We start from the raw sequence: 11,685 nt of genomic DNA on the forward strand, positions 1-11,685 counted from the left end.
ATACACATGTTAAGGCAAAAAATTTTCAGACCCCAAAACTCACGCCAGCGATCCCAGCGCGGCCAGCCCCCGCTGTGCCGCGCGCCAGGCCTTGTCGCCCAGGGCCTCGCGCAGCTCATCCTGCGCCCGTTGCCAGAGCGGGATCAGCTTCACCAGCAGCGCATCGCCCTTGCGGGTGAGGGCGAATTTCTGCGCCCGGCCCTGGCCGCCCCGGGGGCAGGCGATCAGCCCGGCCTGTTCCAGGGGTTTCAGGTTGCGCAGCATGGCGCTGCGTTCCAGCGCCATGGTCTCGGCCAGGTCGCTCACCGAGTCGAAGCCGCCCCTGGCAATCGCGGCCAGCAGCGAAACCTGCGTGCTCTGCAGCCCGAAGGGTTTCAGCAGCGCGTTGTAGCGCCGCGTGACCGTGCGTGCCGCGCGCCGCGTCTTCAGCAGCATGCAGACATCCGACATGCCCTCCGGCAGGCAGGCGGCGGCCTTGGCGGTTTTGACCTTGGACGTTTTCGGGGGGCGGGCGGCCATGACCCACCCTGACATATGCATATGCACAAGTCAAAGGCCCGGCCCGGAAGCCATAGTCCTCACCGCAGGGCGAAGGCCAGCACGGCCGCCACGATGGCTGCGGTGATACCCCAGAAAACAACCAGCAGTCTGTGTGCGGCCGTCATGGGCGCCTCAGTCGTAATAAAACCGTTCGGAGACGATCTGCCGCGCCGGAATGCTTAGGCCCAGCAGGCTGCGCTCGCAGCTGTCCATCATGCCCTGCGGCCCGCAGAGCAGGTAGCACCAGCGCTGGGCGCCGTCGAAGCCGAACAACTCGCGCAGCAGGGCTTCGTCCAGCATGCCGCGCCGGCCGGTCCACGCATCATCAGGTTCCGACAGCACATGCACGACTGTGAGATTGAGGCTTGTCGTCAGCGCCTCCAACTCATCGGCCAGCACGATCTGCGTCCGGCTGCGGTTGCCATAGACCAGCATCGCCGGGCGGCGATCACCACTCAGCTGCATCTGGCGCAGGATACCCAGCAGCGGCGCGATGCCGACGCCGCCGGCCAGCAAAGCCACGCCCTCAGCTTTTCGCCGCGCCAGCGTCAGATGCCCGTAAGGCCCGTCGACATAGGCCACTGTGCCGGGCGCGACGTCGCCCAGCTTTGAGGTGAAATCGCCAAACGCCTTGATGATGAACGACAGCTTGGTGCGGTCCGCCGGCGCCGAGGCCAGCGAAAACGGGTGTTCGTCGGGCGACCACGGATTGCCGCCCACACGCAGCCAGACGAACTGCCCGGCGTCGTATGTCATCGCCGCGCCATGGCGCGGTTTGATCTCAAGCTGCCAGGTCTGCGGCGCCACGGGCGTCACGGCCACCACCTCATAGGGCCGGCGCAGCCGCAGCAGCGGCCGTATCAGATACACCACCAGCATGGTCATGCCCGCCAGCACCAGCAGCCCAACCCAGAACCACAGCAGCGGCCCTTCGCCGCTGTAGCGCCCGGCCGCAAAGGCATGATGCGCCACCAGCGCGGCGATCAGCACGGCGCCCACGGCATGTCCGATGCGCCAGCGCTCGTAGGAATGGCCGATCTGCGTACGCCGCATCGCCGTGACCACCAGCAGCAGGAGCAGCAGCCAGCCGATGATGCCGCTATAGGCCGCAGCCCCGGTGAGGCCGAGATGGCCCTGATGCGTGGCGTCGTCGGGCCGGACCAGGCCCAGCGGCGTGGCATAGAGGAAGGGATGCACCAGGATGAAGGCGGCGGCCACGCGCGCCAGCAACTGGTGGAAGCGCATGGTCACATCCATGCCGATGCGTTCCGAGATGCTGCGGAACCGGCCCGACAGCAGGAACTCCATCAGCAGGATGGCAAAGGCGGCCAGCGCCAGCCCGGACGACAGCTCGTCGACGAAGGCGCGCGGCGGCTTGCCCTGCGCCCAGGCCAGAGCCAGCGGGGCGAGGGTGAGCAGGATATAGCCGGCGATCAGCAGGGCTGGAGGCATGGGGCGATTATGGCACACGATAAGCTTGCCGGAAAATTCCCAACATCCGATTATCCGTGCTACGACTGGTTCATATTTTTTGGCCCACGTCATTTTCTGCCGCGTGTTCAGAAGGCACAGCCGCCATGGAATTTCCTGATCGCAAGGAAGCCCGCGAAAGCTTCAAGCGCGAGGCGCTTGGGGCGTGGCAGGATTTCCAGGAAACCGGCCTGCATATCACCGGCGATGAACTCGGCACCTGGCTGGAAAGCTGGGGCACCGGGCAGGAGCGCGACCCGCCCAAGCCGCACGACTAGGCCATGGCCCGGCAGCTCGTCGTGCGACTGATGAATCACCAACCTGCCTAGGTCCCCCGCTTACCATGTGGGTTTGATTGATACGGGAGTATGTGAAGCAGCTTAAGAGGAAGCTTTAGTCGACTTTCTTTTTCTACTTGGGCCTATCTACCTGCTTAGAGATATCCTTCAGCTTGTGAGGCGGGATAGCTAGCGTGCTGCACAAAGCCGCCTCAAAACGCTCTTTCGCCTATTTGGGTGGGAGTCGGTTCATTGCGGAATCGAGGGATTTGCTAATGTCAGAAACCATAATGCCAGCCTTTATGGCGTTTCCAAATCATGCAGCCATTATCGGCCGCATATTAGCCGGTTACGGCGAACTGGAGTACCTATTTGCGTCTTGTTTTGCGGCTACCCTGGGAGACCGACAGTCCGGAATACGCGCTTTTTTTCGGATCAAAGGCGAAGATTCACGCATCCAGATAACAAGCGCGATTATGCGGCCAAAATTTGACTCGGTTGGGATGAAAGATGTCTACAACGAAACATTAGGCGCAATGCGATGGTGTAAAGGAACCCGGAATCAGTATGCTCACTGCCACTGGGCTTATGACATTGAAGACGGGCTTTACTTCACAGACTTCGATAAAGCTGTGAAGACTGAAACAGGCGACATCATGCTCCACGTTGAGCATCTGGACCTGGAAATTCTGAAACAGCAAGAAGCCTATTTTCGTTACACGTTGGATCTACTGCGGTATCTAGAACCCGAGTATCGGAAGAGGGTGGGTGAACTGCCTAGCCATCGTTACGAAGCCCCTTCAGTAAAAACTCAGCCCCCTCGGCATAGTCCTGAAGGGACGTATACGCCCCCGGTCATAAGTCTAAATAGGCGGAGACCTCCACAAGAGTAGCGGCTGGAAAACCCTCAGTTCTTTCGTCAGCCAAGGCGTGATCACTCGGTCTTGTGGCTGAAAGCGTCTGATTTATAGTCTTCTATCCTATTTGTTCTTTTTTTGTTTTCTTTTTCCTCAATCCGCGTTATCCTTGTCCGCCTCCCCAGAGCAGGAGGCGAGCTATGCCGTACCGACCGGAAAACGATCCGTTCAAGGAAGAGTACATACCCCCGCCGCAATCGGCCGCAGATCGCCTGGCGGCGCGGGGCGGTGATGTGGGCCGATGGCGAGGAACTGCCGACCATCTGCGCGGCGCTCGGCATCGACGAGGACCGTTTCTGGCGCCATGTGCGCAGCAGCCAGCGGTTCCGCTTCCTGATCCAGCAGGCCGGCGACCGCCGCCGCCTGCAGGCGCAATTCAGGCTGGCCCGCGAGGGACGCGAGGCGTTGCTGCGCGCCATGCCGCAGATCGAAAAATACGATCCGGCGACGCTGCGCTGGCTGGGTGAGCAGGCCGGACTCGCTGAGGTTACGCCATCGACCAACCGCCCCGATGCCGGCGAACGCCTGCGGCTCGCCGCGTCGCCGCCGCCCAACCAGGCCTTCCGCAAACGCATTGCCGCCCAGCGCGCCAGGATGGATGCCGAGGTGGCGCGCATGGAGCAAAGCTTCGCGCGCCGGCAGGCCGCTGAAGCCTCAGCGCAGAAAAACCAGTCTCAACAAAATCAAGATGTAAGCGATGCAAAACCATCGCAAAACGACGCAAAGCCGGTGCAGGCCGCCGCGCCCCAGTCACCATTGCCGCCGCAGTCATCATCACCGCCCAAGCCGCGCAGCTACGCGGAAGCCTGGCAGCCGGAACCGCGCCCGCCGCGTCCACCCGCGCCGCCGCCGCCACGCAGCCGCGCCGAACTGCTCGGCACGATCATCGACCTGCCGGGGCCGGACATGCACCGCATCCGTTATGCGAAAGACCCCGATCCCGACGAGGAGATGGAGGCGCAAAATAATGGGACCCCGGCTCTGCGCTGACGCTCCGGCCGGGGTGACGACTGTTTCTTATCGTCACCCCGGGCGAGTGCAACGAGACCCGGGGTCCCATTTGCTGTCTGTGCAATGAGACGCCAGAGTTACAAATGGGAAGCTAAATCAGCTGCCCGATTGCGGCCCGGATTGCGGATTGCTGTTCGCGGCCACGGCGCCCTTGCCGGCGCGGGCCGAGGTGGGCACCAGCGAGGTCTTCACATACTTGTCGCAGGCCGCCGTCAGTTCATCCAGCTTGCCTTCGAAGAAATGGTCGGCGCCCTGGACCTTCTTGTAATCGATCTTGATGCCCTTCTGCAGCGCGAGGCGCTGGGCCAGCTTGGCCACTTCCGGCTCGGCCACGATCTTGTCGTCGGTGCCCTGGATGATCAGGCCCGAGGAGGGGCAGGGGGCGAGGAAGCCGAAATCATACATGCCGGCCGGCGGCGCCACCGAGATGAAGCCGTCGATCTCCGGCCGCCGCATCAGCAGCTGCATCGAAATCCAGGCGCCGAAGGAGAAGCCGGCGATCCACACCGCCGAGGCATTGGGGTTATAGGCCTGCAGCCAGTCGAGCGCCGAGGCCGCATCGGAAAGTTCGCCGGTGCCATGGTCGAAGACGCCCTGGCTGCGGCCGACGCCGCGGAAGTTGAAGCGCAGCACCGAGAAGCCGCGCTTGGCGAAGACGTGAAACAGGTTGTAGACAACCTTGTTGTTCATCGTCCCGCCATACAGCGGGTGCGGATGCAGGATCAGGGCAATGGGGGCATTGGCCTCCGGCCCGTGGGTATAACGGCCTTCCAGCCGCCCGTCGGGACCGGGGAAAATTATGTCAGGCATCTCTGCTCGTCGCTTCCGCCGGAATTGGGGAGTATCCGGCGCTGGATATTCGGTTGCTCGCGGGCCAGTTTTACCATAGTTGGCAGCGCGAAATTCAAGCTTAAAAGCAGGAAATCAGATGACTGCCCCTAAGGCACCCCCCGAAACATCCCCTGCGACGTCTACGGCGGCCTACCTGGACTACAACGCCACCGCCCCGCTTCGGCCTGAAGCCCGCGCCGCGATTCTGGAGGTCCTGGGCGCCCCGGCCAACCCCTCCTCGGTGCACCGGTTCGGCCGCGCCGCCCGGGCGCTGGCCAGCCGGGCGCGCGGCCAGGTTGCCGCTCTGGTGGGGGCTGAACCCAAGCGCGTGGTTTTCACCTCCGGCGGCACCGAGGCCAACAACCTGGCCTTCCGGCTGGCGATCCGGCAGGGCGGGGTGAAGGCGCTGGTCGTTTCGGCCATCGAGCATGATTCCGTCCTGCGCCCGGCCCGCCTGCTGGCCGCCGAACTGGGGCTGCCCCTGCGCGAAGTGCCAGCCGGCCCGGATGGCGTGGCTCCGCCCGGGGCCATCGCCGCCGCCCTGGCCGAACTGCCCCGCCCGGCGCTGGTTGCCCTCATGCTGGCCAACAACGAAACCGGGGCGATCCAGCCGGTGGCCGAAGTGACCCAGCTGGCCCATGAGGCCGGCGCCCTGGTGCTGTGCGATGCCGTGCAGGCCGCCGGCAAAATCCCGGTCGACCTGGCGGCCCTGGCCTGCGACTTCCTCACCCTCTCGGGTCACAAGCTGGGCGGCCCGACCGGGGTGGGGGCGCTGGTGCTGCGCGACGATTGGACCCCGGCGCCGCTGCTGGCCGGCGGGGGGCAGGAACTGGGCATGCGAGCCGGCACCGAGAACCTGTCCGGCATCGCCGGCTTCGGGGCCGCCGCCGAGGCCGCCCGGCTGGCCCTGCCTTTGGAAGGCCCCCGGCTGGCCAGCCTGCGCGACCGGCTGCAGGGTCTGATGCTGGCCGCCTGTCCGGCGGCGTCGGTCCATGCCGGCGAGGTCGCCCGCCTGCCCAACACGCTCTGCATCGGTCTGCCCGGCCTGCCGGCCGAGACCCAGGTGATGGCCCTCGACCTGGCCGGGGTGGCCGTGTCGGCGGGGTCGGCCTGCTCGTCGGGCAAGGTCACCCCCAGCCATGTGCTCACCGCCATGGGCCTGCCCGAAGCGGCCGCCCGCGAGGCCCTGCGCTTCAGCCTCGGCTGGGCCAGCACGGCAGACGACGTCGAGCGCGCGGCGGCGGCCTGGATCGCCCTGGCGAACAGAAACATGAAGTGATGTTTTGAATTATATTATTTATATAATTATTTGAATTTATTAATATAATTTAGTTATTTTAAAGTGATTTTTCGCCCCGCCGGCACGGTGGGGAATTTCCCCGGTTTTGATCCTGCGCAAGGCCTTCCCGGGCGTGACTCGGCTACCCATGAGGCCGGTTCGGTCTCAGGGAGTCGGTCATGGCAGAGGTTCAGGAACAGGCGGATGTGCTGGCGACGGAGGATCAGGTGGCCGCTCTCGTGCGCGACTTCTATGCCGCCGCCGATGCCGATCCGCTGCTGGGTCCGATGTTCCGGGCGGTGATCCCCGACTGGGACGGGCACCTCGCCGTGGTGACCGATTTCTGGTCCCGGGTCCTGCTGGGCACCGACCGCTATGCCGGCTGCGTCATGAGCGCCCATGGCAGGCTGCGGATGAGCGAGGCCCAGTTCGACCGCTGGCTCACCCTGTTCCGCCAGGCCGCCGAGGCCAACCTGCCGCCGGCCGGGCAGAAGCGGGTGATGGAGGCGGCCGGCTTCGTCGACCAGCGCCTGCGCCACTGGCAGGCCGCCATCCGCGAGCGGGAGACGGCGCCCCGTCCGGGAGAGGGCTGAGGGGTCCCCTAACTTGCGGGCCGGCGGACTGGGCTATATATCCAGCCCGCCCCAGCAAGGAGTAAGCGATGCCCAAGATGACCTTCATCCAGCCGGACGGAAAGCGCGTCGAGGTCGAGGCGCCGGTCGGCCTGTCGGTCCTGGAGATCGCCCACAAGCACGGCATCGACATCGAGGGCGCCTGCGAGGGCTCGCTGGCCTGCTCCACCTGCCACGTGATCGTCGACCCGGACTGGTACGGCAAACTCACCGCGGCCAAGCCCGACGAGGAAGACATGCTCGACCTCGCCTTCGGCCTGACCAAGACCTCGCGGCTGGGCTGCCAGCTCATCATGACCCCGGCCCTGGATGGCCTGGTGGTCAGCCTGCCCACCGCCACCCGGAATATGATGTAAGGCCTGCCGGTTCCCGCCCGGCCCGGGCTGGCCAAGCCGGCCGGCTCCCGGCATGATCCTGCCCCAGAGTATCAGGGAGGAATCATGCCCGGCAAAAAGAAGACCCCGGACCAGTTGCGCTCCGCCCGCTGGTTCGCGCCCGACGACCTGCGCAGCTTCGGCCATCGCTCGCGCATCATGCAGATGGGCTATGCCTCCATCGAATGGACCGGCAAGCCGCTGATCGCCATCGTCAACACCTGGTCCGACATCAATCCCTGCCACGCCCATTTCAAGCACCGCGTGGAAGACGTGAAGCGTGGCGTGCTGCAGGCCGGCGGCCTGCCCATCGAACTGCCCGCCATCTCGGTATCGGAAAGCTTCGTCAAGCCCACCACCATGCTCTACCGCAACATGCTGGCGATGGAGACCGAGGAGCTGATCCGCTCGCATCCGGTGGATGGCGTGGTGCTGATGGGCGGCTGCGACAAGTCCACGCCCGGCCTGATGATGGGCGCCACCAGCGCCGGCCTGCCGATGATCTACCTGCCGGCCGGCCCGATGCTGCGCGGCAACTGGAAGGGCAAGATCCTCGGCTCTGGCTCGGATGCCTGGAAATTCTGGGACGAGCGCCGCGCCGGCAACATCTCCGACCGCGACTGGAACGACATCGAGGCCGGCATCGCCCGCAGCTATGGCACCTGCATGACCATGGGCACGGCCGCCACCATGATGGCGATCACCGAAGCCATCGGCATGACTCTGCCGGGCGCATCCTCCATTCCCGCCGCCGATGCCGGCCATATCCGCATGAGCAGCGAATGCGGCCGCCGCATCGTCGAGATGGTGTGGGAGGACCTGACGCCTCAAGCGATCCAGACCCGCAAGGCCTACGAGAATGCCATCGCGGTGGCCATGGCCATGGGCTGCTCGACCAACGCCATCATCCACCTGATCGCCATGGCGCGCCGCGCCGGGCAGGATATCGGCCTGGAGGATTTCGAGGTCGCCAGCCGCAAGGTGCCGGTGATCGCCAATATCCGGCCTTCGGGCGAAGCCTATCTGATGGAGGATTTTTTCTATGCCGGCGGCCTGCCGGCGCTGATGGGCCGCATCAAACCGCACCTGCATCTCGATGCCGTGACGGTGACGGGCCAGACCCTGGCCGAGAACATCGCCCATGCCCAGGTCTATAACGACGATGTCATCCGTACGGTGAACGATCCGATCTATGCCGAAGGCGCGCTGGCGGTGCTGAAAGGCAACCTTGCGCCGGACGGCTGCGTGATCAAGCCCAGCGCCTGCGAACCGCGCTTCCTGAAGCATTCCGGTCCAGCGCTGGTGTTCGACGATTACCCGTCGATGAAGAAGGCAGTGGACGACGAGACCCTGGACGTCACCGCCGACCATGTGCTGATCCTGCGCAATGCGGGCCCATTGGGAGGCCCCGGCATGCCGGAATGGGGCATGCTGCCGATCCCGAAGAAACTGGTGAAGCAGGGCGTGCGCGACATGGTGCGCATCTCGGACGCGCGCATGAGCGGCACCAGCTATGGCGCCTGCATCCTGCATGTGGCGCCGGAATCCTATATCGGCGGGCCGCTGTCGCTGGTTCGCAACGGCGACATCATCAGCATCGACGTCGACAAGCGCGGCATCAATCTGGATGTGCCCGAGGCCGAGCTGGCCAAACGCCGGGCCGAATGGAAACAGCCCGAGCCGCGCTACGAGCGCGGTTATGGCTGGATGTTTTCCAAGCATATCAAGCAGGCCGACCAGGGCTGCGACTTCGATTTTCTGGAAACCGCCTTCGGCGCCCCGGTGCGCGAACCCGACATTTTCTGAGCAGGACGAACCCTCATGCCCCTGAAGCCCGAAACCCGCGACAAGCTGAAGACGGTCAGCACCGCCACTTTGGCCACGGCGCTCTACAAGCGCGGCCTGCGCAACCAGTTCATACAGGATGTGAAGCCGCTCAACCCGTCGCTGCCGACCATGGTGGGCGAGGCCTTCACTCTGCGCTACATGCCGGCGCGTGAGGACCTAAACCCGATCACCGTGTTCCAGAACCCCGAACACCCGCAGCGCAAGGCAGTTGAGATCTGCCCGCCCGGTGCGGTGCTGGTGATGGACAGCCGCAAGGATGCCCGCGCGGCTTCCGCCGGTTCGATCCTGATCTCGCGCCTGATGATGCGCGGCGTGGCCGGCGTGGTCACCGATGGTGGTTTCCGCGATGCCGGCGAGATCGCGCAGCTCAAGATTCCGGCCTTCCACAGCCGGCCCTCGGCGCCGACGAACCTGACGCTGCACCAGGCCATTGACATCAACGTGCCGATCGGCTGCGGCGATGCGCCGGTGTTTCCCGGCGACGTGATCGTGGGCGATGCCGATGGCGTGATGGTGATCCCGGCCGAGATCGCCGACGAGATCGCCAATGAAGCCGTCGAGATGACGGCGTTTGAGGATTTCGTCACCGAGCAGGTGCTGGCCGGCCGCTCGATCCGCGGCCTCTATCCTGCCACCGATCCGCAGACCAAGGTGGACTTCGAAGCCTGGCGCAAGCAGAAGGGCCGCTGAAGCGATTATGCCGCGGCGCCGTTATATGCCGGACGGGAAAACACGTTAGCAAAGCTTGAAGGCCGAGCATGGCCTGAACAGATGCCTGTTGCTGCAACCGCAAAGGGGAAGGGCAGGCACATGCTGAACGATTTTCTCTATGGCTATCCCAGCTACGTGATCGGGCCGGTCGTGGTCGGATTTTTTGTGTTCGCCGGCCTGCTCGGGCAGCTTGCCGTCTTCCGCCTGCTGCCAGCCCAGCTGCGCACGGAAAACAAGGATGCGACGGTCTACATGGCCTCGATCGTCGGCGTCATCTATGCCGTGCTGCTGGCCTTCATCGCCGTTGCGGCCTGGGAAAGCTTCAACAAGGCCGGTGAGGTCGCGCGCAAGGAGGCCGCCGAACTGGGCGACCTCTACCGCGACAGCCGCATGCTCGATCCCGATGTCAGCGAGGCTATGGACCGGTTGATGGAGCAGTATGTGCGCACCGTCATCGAGGAGGAGTGGCCGGCGATGGCCGCCGGCGGCATGATCGGCAACAAGGGCTGGATCCTGCTGGAGCAGGTGGCCGGTATGATGATGGCCGACACGCCCTCCGACGCGAAATCGCTGGCCGTCATGCAGGAAATGCTGACCCGGCTGAACGACCTCTACGATGCCCGCCGCGACCGCCTGCTGGCCGCGGAAGAGGAACTGGAGCCCAGCGTCTGGGTCGTGGTGCTGTTCGGCGGCCTGATCTCGATCCTGTTTTGCTGGATCTTCGGCACGCCGCACAGAGGCTTCCATATTTTTGTCAGCGGCCTGGTGGCCGCCACCTTCGGCCTGGTGATGTTCCTGATCGTGTCATTCGACCTGCCGTTCCGCGGCGCAGTGCAGATCAAGCCGGACGAATTCGTCATGGTGCTGCACGATATCGAGCGGATGAAGGTCAGCCCGCGCTAGGGATGCGTTCGGCGGGCACCAGCCGCGCGCTGGCGGTGGCGCGGCAGAGCAGGCGGCCCTCGGCGTCGCTCAAGCGGCCTTCGAGGAAGGCGATGGTGCGGCCATGCTGCACCACGCTGGCCTCGCCGATCAGCAGGCCGGGATTGGCGGGATTGAGGAAACTGACCGTCAGGTCGATGGTGGTGCTGAACGACGCCCCGTCGGTCTTGAGCCACAGGGCCGGGCCCATCGTATCGTCCAGCATCGCGGCCAGGATGCCGCCCTGGATGAAGCCGGCCGGGTTGCGGAATTCCGGCCGTCCCTGAAACCCGATCCGCACCCAGCCACGTTCGGCGTCGTGATCCAGCATGTGCCAGCCGAGCAGGGCAGCGGAAGGCGGCATGGGGATGCGGTCGAGCGCGGTGGGTGCGGAGGCCTGGGGGGAGGCAGTGGCGGGGGAAGCTGCAAGCGTCGTGGTCATGGCGGGTCCGGTCTGTTGAGGAGCGGACACTAGGCCATCGCTGCTGACAGCATCATGGCAGCAGCAGGCATCAGCCGGGTATGATAAAAACAGGGGCGTTATGTTGATTGATATCAATGCTTGATTCTGAGTGGGGAATGTTAATATCAGACTGTTCAAGGCGTCGGAATCATATTATATGTACACATATGATTTAGGCCGTGAGTTCCGGTCAGCCTTGCTGTATTCCCGCGCTGCCCCAGCAAAATGCCGAGCCAAACCATGACGTCACCTGCCACTGCCGCCGTCGCCGCCAACCCTGTCGCCGAAACGGCGCCCTCGCATCCGCTGCTGAAGCCCGGCGGCAACCTGCGCGAGGAGACGGTGACCTATGTGCATCACTGGACCGACACGCTGTTCACCTTCCGCACGACGCGCGACCCGAGCTTCCG

Annotated in this window: 13 protein-coding genes and 1 pseudogene; 10 read left to right on the forward strand and 4 right to left on the reverse strand. The window is 64.5% G+C overall.

Going from position 1 to position 11,685, the window contains the following annotated elements; genetic code table 11:
* Positions 1–39: 39 nt before the first annotated feature.
* Both ACK4FJ_RS13770 and ACK4FJ_RS13775 read right to left on the reverse strand, forming a co-directional pair.
* Positions 40–519 (reverse strand): MarR family winged helix-turn-helix transcriptional regulator, encoded by a 480-nt coding sequence (locus ACK4FJ_RS13770; RefSeq protein WP_409767273.1) that lies wholly within the window; start codon positions 517–519, stop codon positions 40–42.
* A gap of 153 nt (positions 520–672) precedes the next feature.
* The gene (locus tag ACK4FJ_RS13775) at positions 673–1,992 is read right to left on the reverse strand and encodes a ferric reductase-like transmembrane domain-containing protein (RefSeq protein ID WP_409767274.1); all 1,320 of its coding nucleotides are present in this window, start codon (positions 1,990–1,992) and stop codon (positions 673–675) included.
* A gap of 125 nt (positions 1,993–2,117) precedes the next feature.
* Between ACK4FJ_RS13775 and ACK4FJ_RS13780 the strand changes: the two genes are divergently transcribed.
* The 3 genes from ACK4FJ_RS13780 (at position 2,118) to ACK4FJ_RS13790 (ending at position 4,195) form a co-directional block, all read left to right on the forward strand.
* A complete protein-coding gene (locus ACK4FJ_RS13780) occupies positions 2,118–2,288 on the forward strand; it encodes a hypothetical protein (RefSeq protein WP_409767275.1) in 171 nt (56 codons plus the stop codon).
* 194 nt (positions 2,289–2,482) lie between these two features.
* A complete protein-coding gene (locus ACK4FJ_RS13785; protein ID WP_409767276.1) occupies positions 2,483–3,181 on the forward strand; it encodes a hypothetical protein in 699 nt (232 codons plus the stop codon).
* A gap of 252 nt (positions 3,182–3,433) precedes the next feature.
* Positions 3,434–4,195 carry a hypothetical protein gene (locus ACK4FJ_RS13790; RefSeq protein WP_409767277.1) on the forward strand — a complete coding sequence of 254 codons (762 nt, stop codon included), beginning with the start codon at positions 3,434–3,436 and terminating at the stop codon, positions 4,193–4,195.
* A 117-nt stretch (positions 4,196–4,312) separates the two neighbouring features.
* Here ACK4FJ_RS13790 and ACK4FJ_RS13795 read toward each other — a convergent pair whose 3' ends face one another.
* A complete protein-coding gene (locus ACK4FJ_RS13795; protein WP_409767278.1) occupies positions 4,313–5,026 on the reverse strand; it encodes an alpha/beta hydrolase in 714 nt (237 codons plus the stop codon).
* Between the two features lie 118 nt (positions 5,027–5,144).
* Between ACK4FJ_RS13795 and ACK4FJ_RS13800 the strand changes: the two genes are divergently transcribed.
* The 6 genes from ACK4FJ_RS13800 (at position 5,145) to ACK4FJ_RS13825 (ending at position 10,794) form a co-directional block, all read left to right on the forward strand.
* Positions 5,145–6,326 (forward strand): cysteine desulfurase family protein, encoded by a 1,182-nt coding sequence (locus ACK4FJ_RS13800; protein WP_409767279.1) that lies wholly within the window; start codon positions 5,145–5,147, stop codon positions 6,324–6,326.
* Positions 6,327–6,505: 179 nt separating this feature from the next.
* The gene (locus ACK4FJ_RS13805) at positions 6,506–6,919 is read left to right on the forward strand and encodes a group III truncated hemoglobin (protein WP_409767281.1); all 414 of its coding nucleotides are present in this window, start codon (positions 6,506–6,508) and stop codon (positions 6,917–6,919) included.
* Between the two features lie 68 nt (positions 6,920–6,987).
* Positions 6,988–7,314, forward strand: a complete 327-nt coding sequence (locus tag ACK4FJ_RS13810) for a ferredoxin family 2Fe-2S iron-sulfur cluster binding protein (protein WP_409767282.1) — start codon at positions 6,988–6,990, stop codon at positions 7,312–7,314.
* Positions 7,315–7,398: 84 nt separating this feature from the next.
* A complete protein-coding gene (araD, locus tag ACK4FJ_RS13815; RefSeq protein WP_409767283.1) occupies positions 7,399–9,138 on the forward strand; it encodes an L-arabinonate dehydratase in 1,740 nt (579 codons plus the stop codon).
* A gap of 15 nt (positions 9,139–9,153) precedes the next feature.
* Positions 9,154–9,870, forward strand: a complete 717-nt coding sequence (locus tag ACK4FJ_RS13820) for a ribonuclease activity regulator RraA (RefSeq protein ID WP_409767284.1) — start codon at positions 9,154–9,156, stop codon at positions 9,868–9,870.
* A gap of 120 nt (positions 9,871–9,990) precedes the next feature.
* Positions 9,991–10,794, forward strand: a complete 804-nt coding sequence (locus ACK4FJ_RS13825) for a hypothetical protein (RefSeq protein WP_409767285.1) — start codon at positions 9,991–9,993, stop codon at positions 10,792–10,794.
* Here the strand turns inward: ACK4FJ_RS13825 and ACK4FJ_RS13830 are convergent.
* Positions 10,781–11,254: a PaaI family thioesterase gene (locus ACK4FJ_RS13830; protein ID WP_409767286.1), complete on the reverse strand. Its 474-nt coding sequence runs from the start codon at positions 11,252–11,254 to the stop codon at positions 10,781–10,783. The two genes, ACK4FJ_RS13825 and ACK4FJ_RS13830, sit on opposite strands and share 14 nt — an antisense overlap.
* Before the next feature lie 330 nt (positions 11,255–11,584).
* Here ACK4FJ_RS13830 and ACK4FJ_RS13835 point away from each other — a divergent pair.
* Positions 11,585–11,685: pseudogene (locus ACK4FJ_RS13835) on the forward strand (ferredoxin--NADP reductase); the annotation flags it as partial.

Source organism: Ferrovibrio sp. (genome assembly GCF_046297595.1).
Taxonomy (GTDB): domain Bacteria; phylum Pseudomonadota; class Alphaproteobacteria; order Ferrovibrionales; family Ferrovibrionaceae; genus Ferrovibrio.

Bases quoted from the DNA above. Each gene is read 5' to 3' on its own strand.
- ACK4FJ_RS13770 (WP_409767273.1), bottom strand. From the start codon at position 519: ATGGCCGCCCGCCCCCCGAAAACGTCCAAGGTCAAAACCGCCAAGGCC.
- ACK4FJ_RS13775 (WP_409767274.1), bottom strand. From the start codon at position 1,992: ATGCCTCCAGCCCTGCTGATCGCCGGCTATATCCTGCTCACCCTCGCC.
- ACK4FJ_RS13780 (WP_409767275.1), top strand. From the start codon at position 2,118: ATGGAATTTCCTGATCGCAAGGAAGCCCGCGAAAGCTTCAAGCGCGAG.
- ACK4FJ_RS13795 (WP_409767278.1), bottom strand. From the start codon at position 5,026: ATGCCTGACATAATTTTCCCCGGTCCCGACGGGCGGCTGGAAGGCCGT.
- ACK4FJ_RS13800 (WP_409767279.1), top strand. From the start codon at position 5,145: ATGACTGCCCCTAAGGCACCCCCCGAAACATCCCCTGCGACGTCTACG.
- ACK4FJ_RS13805 (WP_409767281.1), top strand. From the start codon at position 6,506: ATGGCAGAGGTTCAGGAACAGGCGGATGTGCTGGCGACGGAGGATCAG.
- ACK4FJ_RS13810 (WP_409767282.1), top strand. From the start codon at position 6,988: ATGCCCAAGATGACCTTCATCCAGCCGGACGGAAAGCGCGTCGAGGTC.
- araD (WP_409767283.1), top strand. From the start codon at position 7,399: ATGCCCGGCAAAAAGAAGACCCCGGACCAGTTGCGCTCCGCCCGCTGG.
- ACK4FJ_RS13820 (WP_409767284.1), top strand. From the start codon at position 9,154: ATGCCCCTGAAGCCCGAAACCCGCGACAAGCTGAAGACGGTCAGCACC.
- ACK4FJ_RS13825 (WP_409767285.1), top strand. From the start codon at position 9,991: ATGCTGAACGATTTTCTCTATGGCTATCCCAGCTACGTGATCGGGCCG.
- ACK4FJ_RS13830 (WP_409767286.1), bottom strand. From the start codon at position 11,254: ATGACCACGACGCTTGCAGCTTCCCCCGCCACTGCCTCCCCCCAGGCC.